Below are 25,018 nucleotides of genomic sequence, written 5' to 3'. Positions count from 1 at the left end.
AAGGCGTTAAACAGTGAAAGCATCTTGCAGCAGTTTTTCCTGCTGCTCGGCGTGCATCGACGCATAACCACAAGCAGGTGCAGCAGACGCATCACGACCGGCGTACTCCAGGCCCAGGGCCTTGTTGTGGTTGCCGATGCTGCGACGCAGGTGATGCTGGCTGCTGTACCACGCGCCCTGGTTCATCGGTTCTTCCTGACACCACACCACATTGGTGAGGTTGGTGTAAGGCGCGATGATCTCCATGAGGTCATCTTCCGGGAACGGGTAAAGCTGCTCGATACGCACGATGGCGATGTCTTCGCGGCCTTCGGCACGACGTTTTTCCAGCAGGTCGTAGTAGACCTTGCCGCTGCACAGGATCAGGCGAGTGACCTTGGCCGCATCCAGCGTGTCGATTTCTGGAATCACGGTCTGGAACGAACCTTCGGCCAGATCTTCCAGGGTCGAGATGGCCAATTTGTGACGCAGCAGCGATTTCGGAGTCAGCACTACCAGCGGCTTGCGCAGCGGGCGGATCACCTGACGACGCAGCAAGTGGTAGATCTGGGCCGGGGTAGTCGGCACGCACACCTGGATGTTGTGCTCGGCGCACAGCTGCAGGTAACGCTCCAGACGGGCCGAGGAGTGCTCCGGACCCTGACCTTCATAACCGTGCGGCAACAGCATGGTCAGACCGCACAGACGGCCCCACTTGTGCTCGCCGCTGGTGATGAACTGGTCGATAACCACTTGGGCACCGTTGGCGAAGTCGCCGAACTGGGCTTCCCAGATCACCAGCGCCTGCGGCGTGGTGGTCGAGTAACCGTATTCGAACGCCAGTACGGCTTCTTCGGACAGGAACGAATCGTACAGGTCGAAACGCGGCTGGCCTTCGTACAGGTTCTGCAACGGGATGTAGGTGCCCGCGTCTTTCTGGTTGTGCAGCACAGCATGACGGTGCGAGAACGTACCGCGGCCGATGTCCTGGCCGGTCATGCGGATCGGGTGACCTTCGAACGCCAGGGTCGCGTACGCCATGGTTTCGGCATAACCCCAGTTGATCGGCAGGCCGCCGGCTTGCATCTTCTGACGGTCTTCGTAGATCTTCGCAACCTGGCGCTGCACCACGAAGCCATCCGGAATTTCCAGCAGCTTGGCGGAGAGTTCCTGCAGGGTCTTCAGATCGAACGAGGTGTCGTGACGCGCCGTCCAGGTGTGACCCAGGTACGGACGCCAGTCAACGAACAGCTCTTTGTTCGGTTCCTTGACCAGGCTTTTTACTACATGCAGACCATTGTCCAGCGCGTTGCGGTATTCATCGATCTTCGCCTGAACACGCGCATCGTCAACAATACCGGCCTTGGTCAGGCTTTCGGCATACAGCTCACGGGTGGTGCGCTGCTTGGTGATCTGCTGGTACATCAACGGCTGGGTGCCGCTTGGTTCGTCAGCTTCGTTGTGACCACGGCGGCGGTAGCACACCAGGTCGATCACCACGTCACGCTTGAACTGCATGCGGTAGTCGACAGCCAGTTGGGTCACGAACAGCACGGCTTCCGGATCATCACCATTCACATGGAGGATCGGCGCCTGGATCATCTTGGCAACGTCGGTAGCGTACTCGGTGGAGCGCGCGTCCAGTGGGTTGCTGATGGTGAAGCCAACCTGGTTGTTGATGACGATGTGAACCGTACCGCCGGTCTTGAAGCCGCGAGTCTGCGACATCTGGAACGTTTCCAGGACCACGCCTTGACCGGCGAATGCCGCGTCACCGTGGATGGAAATCGGCAGGACCTTTTCACCAGTGGTGTCGTTACGACGATCCTGGCGCGCACGGACCGAACCCTCGACCACTGGAGAAACGATTTCCAGGTGGGATGGGTTGAAGGCCATGGCCAGGTGAACTTCACCGCCGGTGGTCATGACGTTGGAGGAGAAGCCCTGGTGATATTTAACGTCACCGGAACCCAGCTCGACCTTCTTCTTGCCTTCGAACTCGTCGAACAGCTCACGCGGGTTCTTGCCGAAGGTGTTGACCAACACGTTCAAGCGACCACGGTGGGCCATGCCGATCACGATTTCCTTGGTGCCGTAGGAACCGGAACGCTGGATCAGCTCGTCGAGCATCGGGATCAGGCTTTCGCCGCCTTCCAGGCCGAAACGCTTGGTACCCGGGTATTTGGTACCCAGGTATTTTTCCAGGCCTTCCGCTGCGGTCACGCGCTCAAGCAGGTGGCTGCGTACGTCGGCGGACAGCACCGGACGGCCACGCACGCCTTCCAGGCGATGCTGGAACCAGTGGCGTTGCTCGGAATCGGTGATGTGCGTGAACTCAGCGCCAATGGTGCGGCAATATGTCTGCTGCAACGCTTCGTGAATTTCGCGTAGGCTCGCTTCCTCTTTGCCGATGAACAGGTCGCCGGCACGGAAGGTCGTATCAAGATCGGCATTGGTCAAGCCGTAATGATTGATCGACAGGTCAGCAGGTGCAGGACGCTGCCAGAGCCCCAGCGGGTCAAGCTGGGCCGCCTGGTGGCCACGCATCCGGTAGGCCTGGATCAGTCGCAGTACTTCAACTTGCTTCTTCTCGTGCTCACTGCTCACGCTGCCGGCGGAAACCGGTTGGGCGCGGCGCTGGTTCTTTGCCAGCAGCACAAATTGATCGCGAATCGTTGCGTGCGATACATCGGTGGCAGCGTTGCCGTCTGAAGACAACGTCTGAAATTTGGTGCGCCATTCTTCTGGCACAGCGTTAGGGTCGTGCAGGTAGAGCTCATAAAGCTCTTCCACATAGGCAGCGTTACCACCTGAAAGATAGCCGCTGTTCCACATGCGCTGCATCACGCTTTCTTGCATGCTTGGTCACCCTCGATTTGGGGACACCACCGGCGAAAACACCGAGTTTGCTTGCAAAAGGCCAAGTGCAGCGACCAAAACAAGCCACTTAGGATCACGCTGATAGTTCGGGTACCAACCCGAATGCCCCTGCTTGTCTCATTTCTTCAAAATAAGAGCCGCGGCTTTGTAAGTCGCTGCTCAAGTTAAAACTACGGCGCCGGTTGAAGCCTGCGCCGCAGCATTTACGGGCACAACGGTCCTGCTTTGTTACAACGTCGGTTACACGCCGCTGTGCAGCAGCATGTTACGGATGTGACCAATGGCCTTAGTCGGGTTCAGGCCTTTGGGACATACGTTGACGCAGTTCATGATCCCGCGGCAGCGGAATACGCTGAACGGGTCATCCAGCGAAGCCAGACGCTCGGACGTCTTGGTATCACGGCTGTCTGCCAGGAAGCGGTACGCTTGCAGCAGGGCAGCTGGACCCAGGAACTTGTCCGGGTTCCACCAGAAGGACGGGCACGAGGTCGAGCAGCAGGCGCACAGGATGCACTCGTACAGACCGTCGAGCTTTTCACGCTCTTCAGGGGACTGCAGACGCTCGATGGCCGGAGCCGGCGTGTCGTTCTGCAGGAACGGCTTAACTTTTTCGTATTGCTTGTAGAAGATGCTCATATCGACGACCAGGTCACGGATAACCGGCAAACCTGGCAGAGGACGAACGATCAGCTTGTTGCCTTTCACCACGGCGGACAGCGGCGTGATGCACGCCAGGCCGTTTTTGCCGTTGATGTTCATGCCGTCGGAGCCGCAAACGCCCTCACGGCAAGAGCGACGGTAGGAGAAACCTTCATCCTGCTCTTTGATCAGTGCCAATACATCCAGCACCATCAGGTCTTTACCACCGGTATCGACCTGGAACTCCTGCATGAACGGCGCAGCGTCCTGATCAGGGTTGTAGCGATAAACACTGACTTTCAACATGGCAGCCACCCTTAGTAAGTCCGAATCTTCGGTTCAAACGTCGGAACCGTCTTCGGCGAGAAGTTCACGGCACGCTTGGTTACGCGCTTGTCACCCGGGAAGTACAGGGTGTGGCACAACCAGTTTTCGTCATCGCGGTCTTCAAAGTCTTCACGAGCGTGGGCGCCACGGGATTCTTTACGAACCTCGGCGGCGATCGCCGTCGCTTCAGCCACTTCCAGCAGGTTTTGCAGCTCAAGGGCTTCGATACGAGCGGTGTTGAACGCCTGGCTCTTATCGTTGATCTTGACGTTGGCGATGCGCGTACGCAGGTCAGCCAGCTGGGCAATACCCTTCTGCATGTATTCGCCGGTACGGAACACACCGAAGTAGTTCTGCATGCAGCTTTGCAGCTCGCGACGCAGGGTTGCCACGTCTTCGCCATCAGTGCGCTCGTTCAGGGCGTTCAGGCGGGCCAGGGCAGTTTCGATGTTGGCGTCGGTGGCGTCATCGTATTCGATGCCGTCAGTCAGCGCTTTTTCCAGGTGCAGGCCGGCCGCACGGCCGAATACCACCAGGTCGAGCAGCGAGTTGCCGCCCAGACGGTTGGCACCGTGTACCGATACGCAGGCGACTTCGCCTACTGCGAACAGGCCATGGATGATCTCATCCACACCTTCAGCGTTCTGGGTGATCGCCTGGCCATGAATGTTGGTCGGCACGCCGCCCATCATATAGTGGCAAGTTGGAACAACCGGAACCGGAGCCAGTACCGGGTCAACGTGAGCAAAGGTCTTGGACAGCTCACAGATACCTGGCAGGCGGCTGTGCAGCACTTCCTCGCCCAGGTGATCGAGCTTGAGCATCACGTGGTCGCCGTTCGGGCCACAGCCGTTACCGGCGATGATCTCTTTAACCATGGAACGGGCTACAACGTCACGACCTGCAAGGTCCTTGGCGTTCGGAGCATAACGCTCCATGAAACGCTCGCCGTGCTTGTTGATCAGGTAACCACCTTCACCACGGCAACCTTCAGTCACCAGTACACCAGCGCCGGCGATGCCGGTCGGGTGGAACTGCCACATTTCGATGTCTTGCACCGGCACGCCAGCACGCAGTGCCATGCCGACGCCGTCACCGGTGTTGATCAGGGCATTGGTGGTCGACGCGTAGATACGACCTGCACCGCCAGTCGCCAGAACAGTCGCCTTGGCGCGGATGTAGGTGGTTTCACCGGTTTCGATGCAGATGGCGATCACGCCGACGAACTCGCCCTTGCCGTTCTTCACCAGATCGACGGCGTAGTACTCGTTCAGGAACGTGGTACCGGCTTTCAGGTTGCCCTGATAAAGGGTGTGCAGCAGCGCGTGACCGGTACGGTCGGAAGCCGCGCAAGTACGGGCAGCCTGGCCGCCTTTACCGTAATCCTTCGACTGGCCGCCGAATGGACGCTGGTAGATACGACCTTGCTCGGTACGGGAGAACGGCAGACCCATGTGGTCCAGCTCGAACACCGCCGCAGGGCCTTCCTGACACATGTATTCGATAGCGTCCTGGTCACCGATGTAGTCGGAACCCTTGACGGTATCGTACATGTGCCAGCGCCAGTCATCGTTCGGGTCCGCAGACGCGATAGCGCAGGTGATGCCACCCTGGGCCGATACGGTGTGGGAACGGGTCGGGAACACCTTGGTGATCACGGCAGTCTTGTGACCACCCTGGGCCAGCTGCAGCGCTGCGCGCATGCCAGCACCGCCGCCGCCAATAATGATGGCGTCGAAGGAAATAGTTGGAATGTTAGCCATGAATCAGATACCCCAAAGAATCTGCACACCCCAGACGAAGTAAGCGAACATCGCAATGCCGCAGACTGCCTGGAAGAGAAAACGGACTGCAGTCGCGGACTTGCCCAGCGCCATCGGCGTCAGGTAGTCAGTCGCGATGGTCCACATGCCGACCCAGGCGTGAGCGCCCAGGGCTACAAGGGCCAGCAGACTGAAGATTCGCATCGCATTGTGGGCAAACAGGCCGTGCCATTGCTCATAGCCGATGCCCGGGTTTGCGACGAGGTATCCGATCAGGAAAATGAAATAAGCCGCGAGAACGACCGCAGACACACGTTGTGCCATCCAGTCATAGAGGCCCGAACGCGAAAGGTTCGTAACGCTGGTTACCATATCCAAACTCCTGCCAGAACGATCAGCACCACGGAAATGGCGATGATGATTTTCGAGCCCAGGCGGCCGCCTTCCAGCGTCTCACCGATACCCGCATCCATGATCAAGTGGCGCACACCGGCTACCAGGTGATACAGCAGAGCGGACAGGAGGCCCCATGCTACGAACTTGGCCAGCGGGCTGGTCAAGCATGCCTTCACCTCGGCGTAACCTTCCTCGGAACCCAGGGATTTGCTCAATGCATAAAGCATGATGCCCAAGCCCAGGAACAGGATGATGCCGGAAACACGGTGCAGGAACGACGTAACGCCGGTGATGGGGAGTTTGATGGTCCTTAGGTCTAGGTTTACAGGTCGTTGGCTATTCACGGCTTTTTTTCACACTGAAGAGCCCCTAACAATCAGGGCAAAGTTGTTGGGGAGTGCACTGGTCAGGTAAGCACCACCCAGGGAGTGCGACCCCCAATGAAAGCAAGCCCAAAAGCCCTTGGCGGTCGGTGGCCGAGTATAGACAGTTAGGTTACTAATGACAACGCGCGCACCTCACCCTAATAGCGGATTGCGCTGGCGGGATAAAAGGCGTAAATGGCAGCCAATTTCGAGGAAAAAGTACGGTTAAAGCCTTCTGGGGCAAGACTTTAGGCAAATTGACATCTGAATTTATCTCACTATAGTGGTGCGGGCCCTGCGTGGGGGGTCTGTCTGATGATTTGAAGCATAAATAGGAGGCCACATGGCTGACAAAAAAGCGCAGTTGATCATCGAGGGCGCAGCCCCCGTCGAGCTGCCCATTTTAACCGGCACCGTTGGTCCCGATGTTATCGACGTACGGGGCCTGACGGCCACGGGCCGTTTCACTTTCGACCCAGGCTTCATGTCGACCGCCTCTTGCGAGTCGAAGATCACCTATATCGACGGCGATAATGGCATCCTGCTACATCGGGGCTACCCGATCGAGCAACTGGCTGAAAAGTCGGACTACCTGGAAACCTGCTACCTGCTGCTAAATGGCGAACTGCCAACAGCCGAGCAAAAAGCCCAGTTCGTCAGCACCGTGAAGAACCACACCATGGTTCACGAGCAGTTGAAGACCTTCTTCAACGGCTTCCGTCGCGACGCCCACCCGATGGCCGTCATGTGCGGCGTGGTTGGCGCCCTGTCGGCCTTCTATCACGACTCCCTCGACATCAATAACCCGCAGCATCGCGAAATCTCCGCGATCCGCCTGGTTGCGAAGATGCCGACGCTGGCCGCAATGGTTTACAAGTACTCCATGGGTCAACCCATGATGTACCCGCGCAACGACCTGACGTACGCGGAAAACTTCCTGCACATGATGTTCAACACGCCGTGCGAGATCAAACCGATCAGCCCGGTGCTGGCCGCTGCGATGGACAAGATCTTCATCCTCCACGCCGACCACGAACAGAACGCCTCGACGTCCACCGTACGCCTGGCAGGCTCTTCGGGCGCCAACCCGTTCGCCTGTATCGCCGCCGGTATCGCCGCACTGTGGGGCCCTGCCCACGGCGGTGCGAACGAAGCCGTATTGACCATGCTCGATGAAATCGGCGATGTCTCGAACATCGACAAATTCATCGCCAAGGCCAAGGACAAGAACGATCCGTTCAAGCTGATGGGCTTCGGTCACCGGGTCTACAAGAACCGCGACCCGCGCGCCACCGTGATGAAGAAGACCTGCGACGAAGTGTTGAAGGAACTGGGCATCAAAAACGATCCGCAACTCGAACTGGCCATGCGCCTGGAAGAGATCGCCCTGACCGACCCGTACTTCATCGAACGCTCGCTGTACCCGAACGTCGACTTCTACTCGGGGATCATCCTCAAGGCGATCGGCATTCCTACCAGCATGTTCACCGTGATCTTCGCCCTGGCGCGGACCGTGGGCTGGATCTCCCACTGGAAAGAAATGCTCTCCAGCCCGTACAAGATTGGCCGCCCGCGCCAGCTGTACACCGGCTACGAGTCGCGTGATATCTCCAAGTTGGAAGATCGCAAGTAAGCAATCCGCTTAGTTGTACTGAAAACGGCCTCCCTTAGTGGAGGCCGTTTTTGTTGGTGTTGCCTGGTCTACCGCTATCGGGGGGCAAGCCCCCTCCCACATTGAGCTGCATTCCAAAAGATGGGCTCGGTTAACTGTGGGAGGGGGCTTGCCCCCGATGGCATTGGCACAAACACCACAAAACCCAAGGCAAAAAAATACCCCGGCCTTTCGACCGGGGTATTTCTTATCCAGCTAAATCTTAGTGATTAACCGCCCCGCTCGCCCCAAGGCCAGTCTGCGAACGCACAAACTGCGGGAAGTACAGCGCACGCTCTTTCTCTGCCGCCGCCGACTTGTCGGTGATGGAGAAGAACCAGATACCCACGAACGCGATGATCATTGAGAACAGCGCCGGGTATTCGTACGGGAAGATGGCTTTTTCATGGTGCAGGATCGAGACCCAAATGGTCGGGCCAAGGATCATCAGGCCAACGGCGCTGATCAAGCCCAGCCAGCCGCCGATCATGGCGCCACGGGTGGTGAGGTTTTTCCAGTACATGGAAAGCAGCAGTACCGGGAAGTTACAGCTCGCGGCAATGGAAAACGCCAGGCCAACCATGAACGCGATGTTCTGGCTTTCGAACAGGATACCCAGGCCGATTGCCAATACACCCAAGGCCACGGTGGTGATCTTCGACACGCGAATCTCATCCTTGTCGTTGGTTTTGCCTTTCTTGATCACGCTGGCGTACAGGTCGTGGGACACCGCCGAAGCGCCGGCCAGGGTCAAACCTGCAACCACGGCCAGGATGGTGGCGAAGGCCACGGCCGAGATGAAGCCCAGGAAGATACTGCCACCCACCGCGTTGGCCAGATGCACCGCTGCCATGTTGTTACCGCCCAGCAAGGCGCCAGCTGCATCCTTGAACGCCGGATTGGTGCTGACCAGCAGGATCGCGCCAAAGCCGATGATAAAGGTCAGGATATAGAAGTAGCCGATAAAGCCAGTGGCATACAGCACGCTCTTACGCGCTTCCTTGGCGTCGCTTACGGTGAAGAAGCGCATCAGGATGTGCGGCAGGCCGGCGGTACCAAACATCAAGGCCAGGCCCAGGGAGAATGCGGAGATCGGATCTTTCACCAGACCGCCGGGACTCATGATCGCCTCACCTTTAGGGTGAACCTTGATCGCCTCGGAGAACAGCATGTTGAAGTCGAAGTTGACGTGCTTCATCACCATCAGCGCCATGAACGAAGCACCCGACAGCAACAGCACCGCCTTGATGATCTGCACCCAGGTGGTCGCCAGCATGCCGCCGAAGAGCACATACATGCACATCAGGATGCCCACCAGGATCACTGCAACGTGGTAATCCAGGCCGAACAGCAGTTGGATCAATTTGCCCGCGCCCACCATCTGCGCGATCAAGTAGAACGCCACTACCACCAGCGACCCACACGCCGACAGGGTGCGGATCTGGGTTTGCCCCAAACGGTACGACGCCACGTCGGCAAACGTGTATTTGCCCAGGTTGCGCAGGCGCTCGGCGATCAGGAACAGAATGATCGGCCAGCCCACCAGAAAACCGATCGAGTAGATCAGGCCATCGTAGCCAGAGGTGTACACCAGCGCGGAAATACCCAGGAACGACGCCGCCGACATATAGTCGCCAGCAATCGCCAGGCCGTTCTGGAAACCCGTGATCTTGCCGCCAGCCGCATAGTAGTCGGCTGCGGACTTGTTACGCTTGGAAGCCCAGTAAGTGATGCACAAGGTGGCACCGACGAACGCGACGAACATCACGATGGCCGAGACGTTCAACGGTTGCTTTTGCACTGCACCGGTCAATGCGTCCGCCGCCCAAACGGCCGGAGCAAACAGTGAAGCGCCGAATATTGCCAATAGACGCCGAATCATTGCGCAGCCTCCTTGAGAATCGCATTGTTCAGGTCGTCAAACTCGCCGTTGGCCCGGCGCACATAGATGCCGGTCAGGATGAAGGCGGACACAATCAGCCCGACGCCCAGGGGAATGCCCCAGGTAATCGACGAACCGGGGCTGAGCTTGGCCCCCAGCACTTGTGGCCCGTAGGCGATCAACAGGATGAAAGCGGAGTAAAGCCCTAGCATGATTGCCGAGAGAATCCAGGCGAATCGTTCCCTTTTTCTCACCAGCTCCTTGAAACGCGGGCTGTTTTGAATCGAGAGGTAAATGCTGTCGTTCATTGTTTTTATCCTCGCAGCACAGCTTTTTTATTATTGGAACATAGCTACTGTATGCGGCTGCGGAACAGGTTCCAGACGACCTTAGTAGTAGATCGAGTGTAGCGAGGGTTTGTGAGAACACAGGAAGATTTGCGGGGGACAAATATTAATGTGGGAGGGGGCGTGCCCCCTCCCACAAAGGTGCATCGGGGAATTTACTTAGCGAGCCATTCGGCTACACGTTCAGGGTGCTTGGCGACCCAATCCTTGGCCGCTGCGTCAGGCTTGGCGCCTTCCTGGATAGCGAGCATGACTTCGCCGATTTCATCCTTGGAGGCCCACTGGAATTTCTTCAGGAAGGCCGCGACTTCCGGCGCTTTCTTCTCCAGGCCCTTGCTGCCGATGCTGTTGACGGTTTCAGCAGCACCGTAGATCCCTTTTGGATCGTCCAGGAAGCGCAGTTTCCACTTGGCGAACATCCAGTGTGGCACCCAACCGGTAACCGCAATGGATTCCTGCTTGTCTTCGGCACGGGTCAGTTCGGCGATCATGGCTGCGCCCGAACTGGCCTGCAGCTTGTAGTCCAGGCCGTAGGCCTTGATCGCTTCGTCGGTCTTGAGCATCACGCCTGAACCGGCGTCGATACCGACGATTTTGTTCTTGAAGGTGGTGTCGGTCTTGAGGTCCTCGATGGACTTTGCCTTGACGTACTCCGGCACGATCAGACCGATCTTCGCATCCTTGAAGTTGGGGCCGTAGTCGACCACCTTGTCCTTGTTCTTGGTCCAGTACTCACCGTGGGTCACGGGCAGCCAGGCGGACAGCATGGCGTCGAGTTTGCCGGTGGCCACGCCTTGCCACATGATCCCAGTGGCGACCGCTTGCAGTTTCACGTCATAACCGAGCTTTTGCTTGATCACTTCTGCCGCCACATGAGTGGTGGCAACGCTGTCCGACCAACCATCCACGTAGCCGATGCTCAGGGTTTTGCTGTCGGCGCTGGCCAGTGTGGAGCTCATCGCAACTACCAGAGTGGCAGCTGCGCCCAAGAGTCGTCGCATCTTCATCGTACTTCCCCGAAAGTGCTGCGCCCGACGGATGCCGAGCGACGTCAACCTGTTGTTATGTGGTGCACCGCGCCGCCTTCACGCGCATCGATCCGGTGGCTGCGACATCAGTGGAATGCTGACACCCTGATCATCAACCTGCCGACGCCGTCGACCTGCTCTGTCAGCGACCTTATGCAAGCAAGAAACGACATCACATCGCCAGCAGGACGTTTCCTGGAACATGGCGTCAATATTCCGCCCGAACTTTGCATGTCAAAATCATGCAGCCCCACTGGGAAGGGACAAATCCGGGTAAGATGCGCGCCTTTGCTCCCCCAGATAAGCCGACCATGCCCGCGACTGCCCGCTTCCCTGCCCTGCCCTATTGCTTCGCCCTGATCCTCGGCCTGCTGGCCCTGGTCGGCTATTGGTATGGCCTCGGCCGTCCAGTGGTGCTGCCGGATGTCGCCAGTGCCAGCCATAAACTGCAATGCGCGTCCTACACGCCGTTCGATAAAGACCAATCCCCCTTCGACCAGCCGTTCAAGCTGCGCCCCGAGCGCATGGACGCCGACCTGGCCCTGCTGGCCACCCGCTTCGAATGCATCCGCACCTACTCGATGACCGGCCTGGAAGCCCTGCCCGACATGGCGCGCAAACATGGCTTGAAGGTGATGGCCGGCGCGTGGGTCAGCAGTGATCCGGTGGCCACCGAAAAAGAGATCGATGAGCTGATCGCGGCGGCCAACGCCAACCCGGACGTCGTGACCTCGGTGATCGTCGGCAACGAAGCCCTGCTGCGCAAGGAAGTCACCGCCGCGCAACTGGTGAAGCTGATCCAGACCGTCAAAAGCCAGATCAAACAACCCGTCACCTACGCCGACGTCTGGGAGTTCTGGCTGCAACACCCGGAAATCGCCCCGGCGGTGGACTTCCTGACCATTCACCTGCTGCCCTACTGGGAAGATGATCCGTCGAGCATCGACCAGGCCCTCAAGCACGTGGGCGATGTGCGCCAGACCTTCGGCAACAAGTTCGCGCCCAAGGACGTGCTGATCGGCGAAACCGGCTGGCCCAGCGAAGGTCGCCAGCGTGAAACGGCCGTGCCGAGCCGGGTCAATGAAGCCAAGTTCATGCGCGGCTTTGTGGCCATGGCTGAAGCCAATGGCTGGCGCTATAACCTGATCGAAGCGTTCGACCAGCCGTGGAAGCGCGCCAGCGAAGGTGCGGTAGGCGGCTACTGGGGCCTGTTCGATGCTGATCGCCAGGAAAAGGGCATTCTCGCCGGGCCTGTGACCAATGTGCCGTACTGGCCGCTGTGGTTGGGGGTGGGTGGCCTCATCCTGCTGGGGACGCTGGCGCTCGGCGGCCGGGTTCGCAGGACACGTGCCGCGATCCTGCTGCCGTTGCTCGGCGCAGTGGCAGCCTGTTCCATCGGCTCCTGGGCCGAACTGACCCGTGTGACTGCACGCTTTACTGATGAGTGGGTGTGGGCCGGCTTACTCGTGGCGCTGAACCTGCTGGTGCTGGCTCACGCGGCCCTGGCCTTGAGTGCCCGTGAAGGCTGGCGCGAACGGGCGTTCATCTGGCTGGAACAACGTGCAGGCTGGCTGGTGGCAATCGCTGGGTTCGCGGGTGCGGTGATGATGCTCGCACTGGTGTTTGACCCACGCTACCGCAGCTTCCCGAGTGCGGCACTGCTGCTGCCGGCCCTGGTGTACATGGTTCGCCCGGTGACCGGGCCGCGTCGGGAAATCGCGCTGCTGACCTTCATTATCGGCGCCGGTATCGCGCCGCAGCTGTACCGAGAAGGCCTGTTGAACCAGCAGGCATGGGGTTGGGCGCTGGTCAGCGGGTTGATGGTGGTGGCTTTGTGGCGGTGCTTGCGGGTGCGCAGGGCCTAAGACCGCTATCGGGGGGGCAAGCCCCCTCCCACACGAGAACGTATTCCAAAGGTGGGAGGGAGTTTGCCCCCGATTGGCCCTATCAGGCGCCCCGAGGCTGCCTGACCAACCGCAACCCCGCAATCACCACCGCAAACACCGCAAATGTGGTGTTGTACAACGCCAGCGCCGGCAACCCGAACACCAGCCCCAACACCGCCAAACCCCAGCCTGCGCGGCCCGGCACGAAAAACGCCAGCACCGAGGTGATCAGCGCCGCCCAGCCCAGCACCTTGAAGTGAATCATCAACCCCAGGTTCCCACGCAGCTGGCATTCCCAGCGGCTGGCCTCGTCAGCGCAAATCCCCACCCAGCGGCCATCTTCCATAAAACCGTAGCGCGCACCATAACTGGCGGCCAGCCATAATGGCAGGGCAATAAGCAGCAAAATCAGCGGCAAACGACGGGACATGGGGCACTCCGATAGGCAAAAACGGCGCCCAGCTTAATCCCCCCGCAGCCGTTATCAAGGGACATACACACAATTAGTGTTCACCAATGCGTGGCAAAGTGTATCGTCTGGCTACTATTACCCCGATTCCGACGTTTATTTCCGACTTTTCGTGCCGAAGGCTGGCACTTCGGAGATAGCACGGTGGTCATAGCCTGCGAACTTCATTCAGCACGTTTCCTCTTAGGGATTTAGTCATGCTCCGTTCCTTGCGCTGTGCCGCCCTGTTGGGCAGCCTTTTTTTGAGTGCGTCAGCACTGGCGGTCGACATTGACCAAGCCAGCTATGGCTACCCTTTGACCAACCCGTTCGAAGCGACCATCGCCACCACCCCGCCTGACCTTCGGCCGACATTGCCCAGCGATGACGAGATCAATCAGTCCGACTACACCCTGAACATGCGCCCCGAGCGCGAGTTCAGCCTGCCGGACAACTTCTGGGCGGTGAAGAAACTCACCTACCGCATCGCCAAGCAGGACCGCGCCGCGCCGCTGATCTTCCTGATCGCGGGCACCGGCGCGCGGTTCGATAGCAGCATCAACGAATACCTGAAAAAACTGTATTACCAGGCCGGCTACCACGTGGTGCAACTGTCGTCGCCCACCAGCTTTGACTTCATCAGTGCCGCCTCCCGCTTCGCCACTCCGGGGATCACCCAGGAAGACGCCGAAGACATGTACCGCGTGATGCAGGCCGTACGTGCACAGAACGCTTCGCTGCCGGTGACTGATTTCTACCTCTCCGGCTACAGCCTTGGTGCCCTGGATGCGGCATTTGTTGCCAAGCTGGACGAGACCCGCCGCAGCTTCAACTTCAAGAAAGTGTTGCTGCTCAACCCGCCGGTCAACCTCTACACCTCGATTACCAACCTCGACAAGCTGGTACAGACCGAGGTCAAGGGCATCAACAACACCACCACCTTCTATGAACTGGTGCTGAACAAGCTGACCCGCTACTTCCAGCAAAAGGGCTATATCGACCTCAACGACGCCCTGCTCTACGACTTCCAGCAATCCAAGCAGCACCTGACCAACGAACAGATGGCCATGCTGATCGGCACCTCGTTCCGCTTTTCGGCGGCCGACATTGCCTTTACCTCGGACCTGATCAACCGTCGCGGCCTGATCATCCCACCGAAGTACCCGATCACCGAAGGCACCAGCCTTACGCCGTTCCTCAAGCGTGCGCTGCAATGCGATTTCGACTGCTACCTCACCGAACAAGTGATCCCGATGTGGCGCGCCCGTTCCGACGGCGGCAGCCTGTTGCAACTGGTTGACCAGGTCAGCCTGTACGCCCTCAAGGATTACCTGCACGCCAGCCCGAAAATCGCCGTCATGCACAACGCCGACGATGTGATCCTCGGCCCCGGCGACCTGGGTTTCCTGCGTAAAACCTTCGGCGATCGCTTGACCGTCTACCCACTGGGCGGCCACTGCGGCAACCTCAATTACCGCGTCAACGCCGACGCCATGCTGGAGTTCTTCCGTGGCTAAATACTTTCTGCTGCTCGCCGCCCTGATGTGTGCGGGCGTAGCCAATGCCGACAACAGCAAGGCTAACGCGCCGATCGTGGTGGATTCCGACGGTTTCAAAGAGCCGTTGAGCAAACTCAAATTCAACCCGGGCCTGGACCAGCGCGAATTCGAACGCTCATCTGTCAACGCGCTCAACGTGTATGACCCGCTCGAATCGTGGAACCGGCGCGTGTACCACTTCAACTACCGCTTCGACCAATGGGTGTTCCTGCCCGTGGTCGACGGCTACAAGTACGTGACCCCGAGTTTCCTGCGCACCGGCGTGAGCAACTTCTTCAACAACCTGGGCGACGTGCCCAACCTGTTGAACAGCCTGCTGCAGCTCAAAGGCCACCGCTCCCTGGAAACCACCGGGCGCCTGCTGCTCAACACCACCGTCGGCATCGCGGGCCTGTGGGACCCGGCCACCGCCATGGGCCTGCCGCGCCAGAGCGAAGACTTCGGCCAGACCCTGGGCTTCTACGGTGTTCCTGGCGGGGCCTATCTGGTGCTGCCGGTCTTCGGCCCATCGAACCTGCGCGATACCGGCGGCTTGCTGGTGGACTACACCGCAGAATCCCAGATCAACTTCCTCAACGTTTCCGAAGTCAGCTCCAACCACCCGGAAGTCTGGGCCCTGCGCGCGGTGGACAAGCGCTACCAGACCAGCTTCCGTTATGGTCAGATGAACTCGCCGTTTGAGTATGAGAAGGTGCGCTATATCTACACGGAATCGCGCAAGTTGCAGATTGCCGAGTAAATAGCACCGACAAAAGGCCATTCGAATGAATGGCCTTTTTTATGTCTGCGATTTAAGCCCTGATTGCTTTCCAGGCCTTGCCGACCACACTGACCAGCGCCAACACCACCGCCCCCGCAATAATCCCCGCCACCGCATTGAGCAACGTCGGCATCAACCACGCCACGGCACCCGCGCCCTGGCTCACCGATTCTATCCAGTGATGCACCACCGGCACGCCGTGGGTGAGGATGCCGCCACCGACCATGAACATCGCCGCCGTGCCGATCACCGACAGGCTTTTCATCATGTACGGCGCTGCACTCAGGATCGCGCCGCCGATGCTGCGCGCCACCTGCCCGGGCTTCTGGGTGAGCCACAGGCCCAGGTCGTCCAGCTTGACGATACCGGCCACCAGCCCGTAAACGCCCACGGTCATGACAATGGCGATGCCCGACAGCACGATGACCTGCTGGGTCAACTGCGCGTCGGCAACGATGCCCAGGGTGATGGCGATGATTTCCGCGGAGAGGATGAAGTCGGTGCGGATCGCGCCTTTGATCTTGTCCTTCTCGAACGCCACCAGATCGGTCGCCGGGTCCGCAACGGCGTCGGCCAATTGCGCGTGTTGGGCCTGGTCTTCGGCTTTGCTGTGGAGGAATTTGTGGGCGAGTTTCTCGAAGCCTTCGAAACACAGGTAGGCGCCGCCGAGCATCAACAGCGGCGTCACCGCCCAGGGCGCAAAAGCGCTGATCAGGAGTGCGGTGGGCACCAGGATCAGCTTATTGACGAACGAGCCCTTGGCCACCGCCCACACCACGGGAATTTCACGCTCGGCACGCACGCCGGAGACCTGTTGGGCGTTGAGCGCCAGGTCGTCGCCCAGCACGCCGGAGGTCTTCTTCGCGGCCATTTTTGTCATCAAGGCAACGTCATCGAGTACCGCGGCGATGTCGTCGATCAATACCAACAAGCTGCTTCCTGCCATGAATCGGACTTCCTTAGAGGGGGATGGCGCGAGCATAACGCGGCGCAGGGCTTTACGGGCACATTGTTGAGGCACGCGGATGGCCGGTGCTACCATGCGCAACCGCCGGTATTGGCAAGGAAACTCCTGGTTTATGAGCAGCATTCGCGAGCGCAACAAAGAAAAAATCCTGCGGGCGGCGAGCGAGGAGTTTGCCGACAAGGGCTTCGCCGCGACCAAAACCAGCGATATTGCCGCCAAGGCCGGGCTGCCCAAGCCCAACGTCTATTACTACTTCAAGTCCAAGGACAACCTCTACCGCGAGGTGCTCGAAAGCATTATCGAGCCGATCCTGGCGGCTTCCACGCCGTTCAATCCGGACGGCGAGCCTTCGGTGGTGCTGAGCAACTACATCCGCTCGAAAATCCGCATCTCCCGCGACCTGCCGTTTGCCTCCAAGGTGTTCGCCAGCGAAATCATGCACGGCGCGCCGCACCTGAGCGCCGAGCAGGTCGAACAGCTCAATGCCCAGGCCAAGCACAATATCCAATGCATCCAGAGCTGGGTGGACCGGGGCTTGATCGCGGCCATCGACCCCAATCACTTGATGTTCAGCATCTGGGCGGCGACCCAGACGTACGCGGACTTTGACTGGCAGATTTCGGCGGTGACCGGCAAGGCCAAGCTGGATGAAGCGGATTATGAAGCGGCGGCGCAGACGATTATTCGGTTGGTGCTCAAGGGCTGTGAGCCGGACTGATACACCGAGGAGCCTGTGCCAATCGGGGGCAAGCCCCCTCCCACAATTTATGTGGGAGGGGGCTTGCCCCCGATGAGGCCTTTTCAGTCAGCAAAAAATCAAGCTGACACCCCCGCATCCGCCAACAACCCCACCCCCTCAATCGCCGTAATCGCACACTGCTCGTCAATATCCGACGTATCCCCGCTGATCCCGATCGCCCCCAGCACCACACCGTCCTGATCCCGTATCAACACGCCACCCGGTGCCGGCACCACGCTGCCCTGCCCCAGGCTGTTCAACGCCGCGATAAACGCCGGTCGTTGCTGCGCATCCAGCGCCAGCAAGCGTGAGCCCTTGCCCAGGGCAATCGCGCCCCAGGCTTTGCCGATGGCGATTTGCGGGCGCAGCAGGCTGGCGCCGTCTTCGCGCTGCAGGGCGATCAAGTGACCACCGCTGTCGAGTACCGCGATGGTCAACGGTGCCGCAGCAATGGTGCGGCCTGCGGCAAGGGCCTGGCCGGCCAGTTGGGTGGCGAGTTTCAAGGTTAAAGCGCTCATGGTGCCGTCCTTCTTTTGTTATTGGGAAAGCGGTTTGGATCTGTTTGATCAGATGCACGATCAAACAAATAGAACACAATGGCATTTGTTTTTGTATACAATATTTTCGCACAAAGTCTCCATACGTCGAAAAAGTCCGCTGAAAATGCCTTCCGACGAACGCCAAGGCCCAGGGAGAAAATCCATTGACCTCTGACGCTCGCCGTGAATACACTTTGACCGGACACCACTTGTATACAATTACAAAACGCAAGAGGCACCAAAACATGAGCAAAATGAGAGCAATCGAAGCCGCCGTCCTCGTCATGCGCCGTGAAGGCGTGGACACCGCCTTCGGCATCCCAGGCGCGGCGATCAACCCGCTGTACTCAGCCTTGCAGAAGGTGGGTGGCATCGATCACGTCCTTGCTCGCCACGTTGAAGGCGCCTCGCACATGGCCGAGGGTTACACCCGCACCAAGGCCGGCAATATCGGCGTGTGCATCGGCACTTCGGGCCCGGCGGGCACAGACATGGTCACCGGCCTTTACAGTGCTTCGGCCGACTCGATCCCAATCCTGTGCATCACAGGCCAAGCCCCGCGCGCACGGATGCACAAGGAAGACTTCCAGGCCGTGGACATCACCAGCATCGTCAAGCCGGTGACCAAGTGGGCAACCACCGTTCTGGAACCCGGCCAGGTGCCCTACGCGTTCCAGAAAGCCTTTTATGAAATGCGCTCCGGTCGCCCAGGCCCAGTGTTGATCGACCTGCCGTTCGACGTGCAGATGGCCGAGATCGAATTCGACATCGACGCCTACCAGCCGCTGCCCCTGGCCAAGCCATTGGCGACACGCATCCAGGTCGAAAAAGCCCTGGCCCTGCTTGACGCCGCCGAACGCCCGCTGCTGGTCAGCGGCGGCGGCGTGATCAACGCCGACGCCAGTGAACTGCTGGTGGAATTCGCTGAACTCACCGGTATCCCGGTGATCCCGACCCTCATGGGCTGGGGCACCATCGCCGACGATCACCCGTTGATGGTGGGCATGGTTGGCCTGCAAACCTCCCACCGTTATGGCAACGCGACGATGCTCAAGTCGGACGTGGTGCTGGGCATCGGCAACCGTTGGGCCAACCGCCACACGGGTTCGGTGGAGGTCTACACCGAAGGCCGCAAGTTCATCCACGTGGACATCGAGCCGACCCAGATCGGCCGCGTGTTCACGCCGGACCTGGGCATCGTTTCCGACGCTGGTGCGGCACTGACGATGTTTATCGAAGTGGCCCGCGAGTGGAAAGCCGCCGGCAAGCTCAAGGACCGCAGCGCCTGGCTGCATGACTGCCAGCAGCGCAAAGCCACCCTGCACCGCAAGACTCACTTCGACAACGTGCCGGTCAAGCCACAGCGCGTGTACGAAGAGATGAACCAGGTGTTCGGCAAAGACACTTGCTACGTCAGCACCATCGGCCTGTCGCAGATTGCCGGTGCGCAGTTCCTGCATGTGTACAAGCCACGCCACTGGATCAACTGCGGCCAGGCCGGCCCGCTGGGCTGGACCATTCCGGCTGCACTGGGCGTGGTGAAGGCCGACCCGAGCCGCAAGGTGGTGGCGTTGTCCGGCGACTATGACTTCCAGTTCATGATAGAAGAACTGGCCGTGGGCGCGCAGTTCAAGCTGCCGTACATCCACGTGGTGGTGAACAATTCCTACCTGGGTTTGATCCGTCAGGCACAGCGCGGGTTTGAAATGGACTACTGCGTGCAGTTGTCTTTCGACAACCTCAACGCCCCGGAACTGAATGGCTATGGCGTCGACCACGTGGCCGTCGCCGAAGGCCTGGGTTGCAAGGCCCTGCGCGTATTCGAGCCAGGCCAGATCCAGCCCGCGCTGCGCAAGGCCCAGGAGATGATCGAAGAATTCAAGGTGCCGGTGATCGTCGAGATCATTCTGGAGCGCGTGACCAATATTTCCATGGGCACCGAGATCAACGCCGTCAACGAATTCGAAGACCTGGCCCTGGTCGGCAACGATGCGCCGACTGCCATTTCCCTGCTCGATTAAGGAGAACCCTATGCCGCGTTTTGCCGCCAACCTGTCCATGCTGTTTACCGAACAGGACTTTCTTGCCCGTTTCAAAGCGGCCGCCGAAGCCGGTTTCGAAGGAGTGGAATACCTGTTCCCGTATGAATTCAGCTCGGCTGAGATCAAGGCACACCTGGACGCCAACGGCCTGACCCAGGTGCTGTTCAACCTGCCGGCCGGTGACTGGGCCAAGGGCGAACGCGGCCTGGCGTGCCACCCGGACCGGGTCGAGGAGTTCCGCGCCGGGGTCAAGCTGGCCATCGCCTACGCCCAGGTGCTGGGCAATACCCAGATCAACTGCCTGGCAGGGATTCGTCCGACCGGCGTGGATGATGAAACCCTGGAAAAGACCTTCGTCGCCAACCTCAAGTACGCCGCCGACAAGCTGCAGGCAGCGGGCATCAAGCTGGTGATGGAGATGATCAACACCCGCGACATCCCCGGCTTCTACCTGAACAACACGGCGCAGGCCCTGTCGATTCGCGAGCAGGTGGGCAGTGCCAACCTGTTCCTGCAATACGACATCTACCACATGCAAATCATGGAAGGCGACCTGGCCCGGACCATGACCACGCACCTGGATGCGATCAACCACATCCAACTGGCGGACAACCCTGGGCGCAATGAGCCGGGCACGGGCGAGATCAACTATCGCTTTCTGTTCGAGCATTTGGACCGCATCGGTTACCAGGGTTGGGTCGGCTGTGAGTACAAGCCGTTGACCACCACCGAAGCGGGTTTGGGTTGGCTCAAAACTCACAACGCGATCTAACAAACACCACCGAGTCAATGTGGGAGGGGGCTTGCCCCCGATAGCGGTGGGTCTGTCAGTCCTGTTTTATCTGACGCACCGTCATCGGGGGCAAGCCCCCTCCCACATAGGACCTGCTGTGTAATAACAAGAGGATTTCATCATGGCTAAAATCGGATTTATCGGCACCGGCATCATGGGCCACCCCATGGCCGCGAACCTGCAGAAAGCCGGTCACCAACTGTTTCTTTCCGAACACCACGGCAAGGCACCGGCTGAACTGATCAGCGCCGGCGCCGTGGCCCTGGCCAACCCGCAGCAAGTCGCCCAGGAAGCCGAGTTCATCATCGTCATGGTGCCCGACACACCGCAGGTCGATGACGTGCTGTTCCGTGCCGACGGCGTGGCGGCTGGCCTCTCGCCGAACAAGGTGGTGATCGACATGAGTTCGATCTCGCCCACCGCCACCAAGGCATTCGCGGCGAAGATCAACGAGACCGGCGCGCAGTACCTCGACGCTCCGGTGTCCGGCGGTGAAGTCGGCGCCAAGGCCGGCACCCTGAGCATCATGGTCGGCGGCGAGTCGCAGACCTTCGAACGCGCCCTGCCGCTGTTCCAGAGCATGGGCAAGAACATCACGCTGGTCGGCGGCAATGGCGATGGCCAGACCGCCAAAGTGGCCAACCAGATCATCGTTGCGCTGAACATCCAGGCGGTGGCCGAAGCGCTGCTGTTCGCCTCGAAAAACGGCGCCGACCCGGCCAAGGTGCGTGAAGCGCTGATGGGCGGGTTTGCCTCCTCGAAGATCCTGGAAGTGCACGGCGAACGCATGATCAAGGGCACCTTCGATCCGGGTTTCCGCATCAACCTGCATCAGAAAGACCTGAACCTGGCCCTGGCCGGTGCCAAGGAGCTGGGGATCAACCTGCCGAACACCGCCGGCACCCAGCAGGTGTTCAGCACATGCACCGCGATTGGCGGCGGGAATTGGGACCACTCGGCGCTGATCAAGGGCCTGGAGCACATGGCGAATTTCTCGATTCGCGACAAGTAACTCCCCACAGATCTCACTCTGAAATGCAGTCAATGTGGAAGGGGGCCTGCCCCCTCCCACATTTGTTCCCATTCCAAGTCTGAAATTGCTGCATCTCTAAAAACAAGAATCCCCCCGGGAGCCCGCTTATGTCGGTCGATCCGCAACACCTGCTTCGCGAGCTATTTGCCACAGCCATCGACGCCGCCCATCCCCGGCTAGTCCTTGAACCTTATCTGCCCGCCGACCGCAGCGGCCGTGTGATCGTGATCGGCGCCGGCAAAGCCGCGGCGGCCATGGCGCTGGTCGTCGAACACTGTTGGCAGGGCGAAGTCAGCGGCCTGGTGGTCACCCGCTACGGCCATGGCGCACCGTGCCAGAAAATCGAAGTGGTCGAAGCCGCTCACCCGGTGCCCGACGCCGCCGGCCTGGCCGTGGCCGAGCGCGTGCTGGCATTGATCAGCAACCTCGGCGAAGACGACCGTGTGATCTTCCTGCTTTCCGGCGGCGGCTCTGCCTTGCTGGCCCTGCCCGCCGAAGGCATCACCCTGGCCGACAAACAAACCATCAACAAGGCCCTGCTCAAGTCCGGCGCGACCATTGGCGAGATGAACTGCGTGCGCAAGCACCTCTCGGCGATCAAGGGCGGTCGGTTGGCCAAGGCCGCGTGGCCGGCGACGGTGTACACCTACGCCATCTCCGATGTGCCGGGCGACCAGGCCACGGTAATTGCCTCCGGCCCGACCGTCGGCGACCCGAGCACCTCGCAACAAGCCCTGGCGATCCTCAAGCGTTACGGGATCGACGCCCCAGCGTCCGTGCGCAGTTGGCTGCAAAACCCGGCCTCCGAAACCGTCAAGCCCGGCGACCCGATCCTCGCCCGCAGCCACTTCCAATTAATCGCCCGCCCCCAGCAATCCCTGGAAGCCGTGGCCGTGAAAGTACGCCAGGCCGGCTTCAGCCCGCTGATCCTCGGCGACCTGGAAGGCGAAGCGCGGGACGTGGCCAAAGTGCACGCGGGCATTGCCCGCCAGATCGTGCAGCACGGCCAGCCGTTGGCGGCGCCCTGCGTGATCCTGTCCGGCGGTGAAACCACCGTCACCGTGCGCGGCAATGGCCGTGGCGGGCGTAACGCGGAGTTCCTGCTGAGCCTGACCGACAGCCTCAAAGGCCTGCCCGGCGTGTATGCCCTGGCGGGCGACACCGACGGCATCGACGGCTCGGAAGACAACGCCGGCGCAATCATGACGCCGTGCAGTTACCGCCGCGCCGAAGCCCTGGGCCTGAGTGCCAGTGATGAGTTGGATAACAACAACGGCTACGGCTATTTCGCGGCGCTCGACGACCTGATCGTCACCGAGCCGACGCGCACCAACGTCAACGACTTCCGCGCCATTCTGATTCTTGAGACTGCCAAACATGACGCCTGACAAAAAAGTCAAAATCCTCGCCACCCTGGGCCCGGCCACCGACGGGATCGATGACATCCGTGAGTTGGTGGAGGCGGGGGTGAATATCTTCCGCCTCAACTTCAGCCACGGTGAGCACGCCGATCACGCCCAGCGCTACCAATGGATTCGCCAGGTGGAGCGCCAGCTCAACTACCCGTTGGGCATCCTGATGGACCTGCAAGGGCCGAAGCTGCGGGTCGGGCGGTTTGCCGAGGGCAAGGTGCAACTGGTGCGCGGCCAGGCACTGCGCCTGGACTTGGATGAGACGCCGGGCGACCAACGCCGGGTCAACCTGCCCCACCCGGAAATCATCGCAGCCCTGGAACCGGGCATGGACTTGCTGCTGGATGACGGCAAGCTGCGCCTGCGGGTGATCACCAAGCATGCCGATGCCATCGACACCACCGTGCTCAATGGCGGTGAGTTGTCCGATCGCAAAGGTGTGAACGTGCCCCAAGCGTTGCTGGAGCTGAGCCCACTGACCGCCAAGGACCGGCGTGACCTGAGCTTCGGCCTGGAACTGGGCGTGGACTGGGTGGCGCTGTCGTTCGTGCAACGCCCGGAAGATATCCGCGAAGCCCGTGAGCTGATCGGCGACAAGGCCTTTCTGATGGCCAAGATCGAGAAGCCCTCCGCCGTGCAGCGGCTGCAGGAAATCGCCGAGCTGAGCGACGCCATCATGGTGGCCCGGGGCGACCTGGGTGTGGAAGTGCCCGCCGAAAGCGTGCCGCAGATCCAGAAGGACATCATCAGCACCTGCCGCCAAATGGGTAAACCGGTGGTGGTGGCCACGCAGATGCTTGAATCCATGCGCTTCTCACCGGCGCCGACCCGTGCCGAAGTCACCGACGTGGCCAACGCCGTGGCCGAAGGCGCGGATGCGGTGATGCTGTCAGCCGAAACTGCATCGGGCGAGTACCCGCTGGAAGCCGTGCAGATGATGAGCAAGATCATCCGCCAAGTGGAAAACGGCCCGGATTACCAGGCGCAGTTGGACGTCAGCCGGCCCAAAGCCGATGCCACCGTGTCGGACGCCATCAGCTGCGCGATCCGTCGTATCAGCAGCATCCTGCCGGTGGCGGTGCTGGTGAACTACAGCGAATCCGGCAGCTCCAGCCTGCGCGCGGCGCGGGAACGGCCAGTGGCGCCGATCCTCAACCTCACGCCGAACCTGTCCACGGCGCGACGGCTGAGCGTGGCGTGGGGCGTGCACTCGGTGGTCAACGATCGGCTGCGCCAGGTGGATGAGGTGTGTTCTACGGCGCTGGAGATTGCCCAGGCTCAGGGCATGGCGCAGCGTGGGGATACCTTGGTGATAACGGCGGGGGTGCCGTTTGGGCAGCCGGGGTCGACCAACTCGCTGCGTATCGAGATGTTGATCTAGCGCTTATGAAGGCCCCATCGGGGGCAAGCCCCCTCCCACATTGGACTGCATTCACACTTGTCGCTATGTGAACCCAATAAAGGAGGGGGCTTGCCCTCTCCCACATTGGACTGCATTCACACCTGTCGCTATGTGAACCCAATAAAGTGTGGGAGGGGGCTTGCCCCCGATGGGGACAACCCGGTCTCACTGAATACCCACC

General features: G+C 60.1%; 21 protein-coding genes. 10 read left to right on the top strand and 11 right to left on the bottom strand.

The features are described from left to right. Positions 1-6: 6 nt before the first annotated feature. The 5 genes from NDJ82_RS10995 to sdhC form a co-directional block, all read right to left on the bottom strand. Positions 7-2,838, bottom strand: coding sequence for a 2-oxoglutarate dehydrogenase E1 component (locus NDJ82_RS10995; protein WP_099586743.1), 2,832 nt, complete (start codon positions 2,836-2,838; stop codon positions 7-9). Between the two features lie 261 nt (positions 2,839-3,099). Beyond that, positions 3,100-3,804: a succinate dehydrogenase iron-sulfur subunit gene (locus NDJ82_RS10990; RefSeq protein WP_005786573.1), complete on the bottom strand. Its 705-nt coding sequence runs from the start codon at positions 3,802-3,804 to the stop codon at positions 3,100-3,102. Positions 3,805-3,815: 11 nt separating this feature from the next. After that, positions 3,816-5,588, bottom strand: a complete 1,773-nt coding sequence (sdhA, locus tag NDJ82_RS10985; RefSeq protein WP_099586744.1) for a succinate dehydrogenase flavoprotein subunit — start codon at positions 5,586-5,588, stop codon at positions 3,816-3,818. 3 nt (positions 5,589-5,591) lie between these two features. Next, on the bottom strand, positions 5,592-5,960 hold the full coding sequence (gene sdhD, locus NDJ82_RS10980; RefSeq protein WP_003233245.1) for a succinate dehydrogenase, hydrophobic membrane anchor protein: 369 nt from the start codon (positions 5,958-5,960) through the stop codon (positions 5,592-5,594). After that, positions 5,954-6,328 (bottom strand): succinate dehydrogenase, cytochrome b556 subunit, encoded by a 375-nt coding sequence (gene sdhC / locus NDJ82_RS10975; protein WP_016979564.1) that lies wholly within the window; start codon positions 6,326-6,328, stop codon positions 5,954-5,956. Before sdhC ends, sdhD begins: the two co-directional genes overlap by 7 nt. Before the next feature lie 364 nt (positions 6,329-6,692). Between sdhC and gltA the strand changes: the two genes are divergently transcribed. Continuing rightward, positions 6,693-7,982, top strand: a complete 1,290-nt coding sequence (gene gltA / locus NDJ82_RS10970; protein ID WP_099586745.1) for a citrate synthase — start codon at positions 6,693-6,695, stop codon at positions 7,980-7,982. A 241-nt stretch (positions 7,983-8,223) separates the two neighbouring features. Here the strand turns inward: gltA and NDJ82_RS10965 are convergent, their stop codons facing one another. The 3 genes from NDJ82_RS10965 to NDJ82_RS10955 all read right to left on the bottom strand — a co-directional run bounded on the left by NDJ82_RS10965 (position 8,224) and on the right by NDJ82_RS10955 (position 11,236). Then, positions 8,224-9,882, bottom strand: coding sequence for a cation acetate symporter (locus NDJ82_RS10965; protein ID WP_099586746.1), 1,659 nt, complete (start codon positions 9,880-9,882; stop codon positions 8,224-8,226). Then, positions 9,879-10,190 (bottom strand): DUF485 domain-containing protein, encoded by a 312-nt coding sequence (locus tag NDJ82_RS10960; protein ID WP_016972153.1) that lies wholly within the window; start codon positions 10,188-10,190, stop codon positions 9,879-9,881. Before NDJ82_RS10960 ends, NDJ82_RS10965 begins: the two co-directional genes overlap by 4 nt. Positions 10,191-10,384: 194 nt before the next feature. Continuing rightward, positions 10,385-11,236: a glycine betaine ABC transporter substrate-binding protein gene (locus tag NDJ82_RS10955; RefSeq protein ID WP_099586747.1), complete on the bottom strand. Its 852-nt coding sequence runs from the start codon at positions 11,234-11,236 to the stop codon at positions 10,385-10,387. A gap of 332 nt (positions 11,237-11,568) precedes the next feature. Here NDJ82_RS10955 and NDJ82_RS10950 point away from each other — a divergent pair, with 332 nt between their 5' ends. Further along, complete coding sequence (locus NDJ82_RS10950; protein ID WP_191959943.1) at positions 11,569-13,122, top strand: glycoside hydrolase family 17 protein; 1,554 nt, start codon at positions 11,569-11,571, stop codon at positions 13,120-13,122. Between the two features lie 82 nt (positions 13,123-13,204). On the opposite strand, the gene NDJ82_RS10945 is transcribed toward NDJ82_RS10950, so the two are convergent. Further along, a complete protein-coding gene (locus tag NDJ82_RS10945) occupies positions 13,205-13,573 on the bottom strand; it encodes a hypothetical protein (protein WP_112194315.1) in 369 nt (122 codons plus the stop codon). Positions 13,574-13,809: 236 nt separating this feature from the next. Between NDJ82_RS10945 and mlaY the strand changes: the two genes are divergently transcribed. Together mlaY and NDJ82_RS10935 are read left to right on the top strand one after the other, a co-directional pair. Further along, the gene (mlaY, locus tag NDJ82_RS10940) at positions 13,810-15,108 is read left to right on the top strand and encodes a lipid asymmetry maintenance lipase MlaY (RefSeq protein ID WP_099586750.1); all 1,299 of its coding nucleotides are present in this window, start codon (positions 13,810-13,812) and stop codon (positions 15,106-15,108) included. Then, positions 15,101-15,889, top strand: a complete 789-nt coding sequence (locus tag NDJ82_RS10935) for an MlaA family lipoprotein (protein WP_099586751.1) — start codon at positions 15,101-15,103, stop codon at positions 15,887-15,889. The genes mlaY and NDJ82_RS10935 overlap by 8 nt, the downstream gene beginning before the upstream one ends. A 52-nt stretch (positions 15,890-15,941) precedes the next feature. On the opposite strand, the gene NDJ82_RS10930 is transcribed toward NDJ82_RS10935, so the two are convergent. After that, positions 15,942-16,856, bottom strand: coding sequence for a DUF808 domain-containing protein (locus tag NDJ82_RS10930; protein ID WP_191947399.1), 915 nt, complete (start codon positions 16,854-16,856; stop codon positions 15,942-15,944). A gap of 133 nt (positions 16,857-16,989) precedes the next feature. Between NDJ82_RS10930 and NDJ82_RS10925 the strand changes: the two genes are divergently transcribed. Then, on the top strand, positions 16,990-17,595 hold the full coding sequence (locus tag NDJ82_RS10925) for a TetR/AcrR family transcriptional regulator (protein WP_099586753.1): 606 nt from the start codon (positions 16,990-16,992) through the stop codon (positions 17,593-17,595). A gap of 98 nt (positions 17,596-17,693) precedes the next feature. On the opposite strand, the gene NDJ82_RS10920 is transcribed toward NDJ82_RS10925, so the two are convergent. Next, positions 17,694-18,134, bottom strand: coding sequence for a GlcG/HbpS family heme-binding protein (locus NDJ82_RS10920; RefSeq protein ID WP_112194311.1), 441 nt, complete (start codon positions 18,132-18,134; stop codon positions 17,694-17,696). Between the two features lie 266 nt (positions 18,135-18,400). On the opposite strand from NDJ82_RS10920, the gene gcl reads away from it, so the two are divergent. From gcl to pyk, 5 genes are all read left to right on the top strand, one after another. Then, positions 18,401-20,176: a glyoxylate carboligase gene (gcl, locus tag NDJ82_RS10915; protein WP_032889133.1), complete on the top strand. Its 1,776-nt coding sequence runs from the start codon at positions 18,401-18,403 to the stop codon at positions 20,174-20,176. Between the two features lie 10 nt (positions 20,177-20,186). Continuing rightward, on the top strand, positions 20,187-20,969 hold the full coding sequence (hyi, locus tag NDJ82_RS10910) for a hydroxypyruvate isomerase (RefSeq protein ID WP_158877326.1): 783 nt from the start codon (positions 20,187-20,189) through the stop codon (positions 20,967-20,969). Positions 20,970-21,111: 142 nt separating this feature from the next. After that, a complete protein-coding gene (locus tag NDJ82_RS10905) occupies positions 21,112-22,002 on the top strand; it encodes a 2-hydroxy-3-oxopropionate reductase (protein ID WP_250925437.1) in 891 nt (296 codons plus the stop codon). A gap of 128 nt (positions 22,003-22,130) precedes the next feature. Further along, positions 22,131-23,411 carry a glycerate kinase type-2 family protein gene (locus NDJ82_RS10900; RefSeq protein ID WP_158877324.1) on the top strand — a complete coding sequence of 427 codons (1,281 nt, stop codon included), beginning with the start codon at positions 22,131-22,133 and terminating at the stop codon, positions 23,409-23,411. Beyond that, positions 23,401-24,816 carry a pyruvate kinase gene (pyk, locus tag NDJ82_RS10895; RefSeq protein ID WP_250925436.1) on the top strand — a complete coding sequence of 472 codons (1,416 nt, stop codon included), beginning with the start codon at positions 23,401-23,403 and terminating at the stop codon, positions 24,814-24,816. Before NDJ82_RS10900 ends, pyk begins: the two co-directional genes overlap by 11 nt. Positions 24,817-25,018 lie beyond the last annotated feature (202 nt).

This window comes from Pseudomonas sp. SR18, from assembly GCF_023701505.1.
GTDB classification, from domain to species: domain Bacteria; phylum Pseudomonadota; class Gammaproteobacteria; order Pseudomonadales; family Pseudomonadaceae; genus Aquipseudomonas; species Aquipseudomonas cyclaminis.
This window is presented reverse-complemented; position numbering and strand designations above follow the sequence as displayed.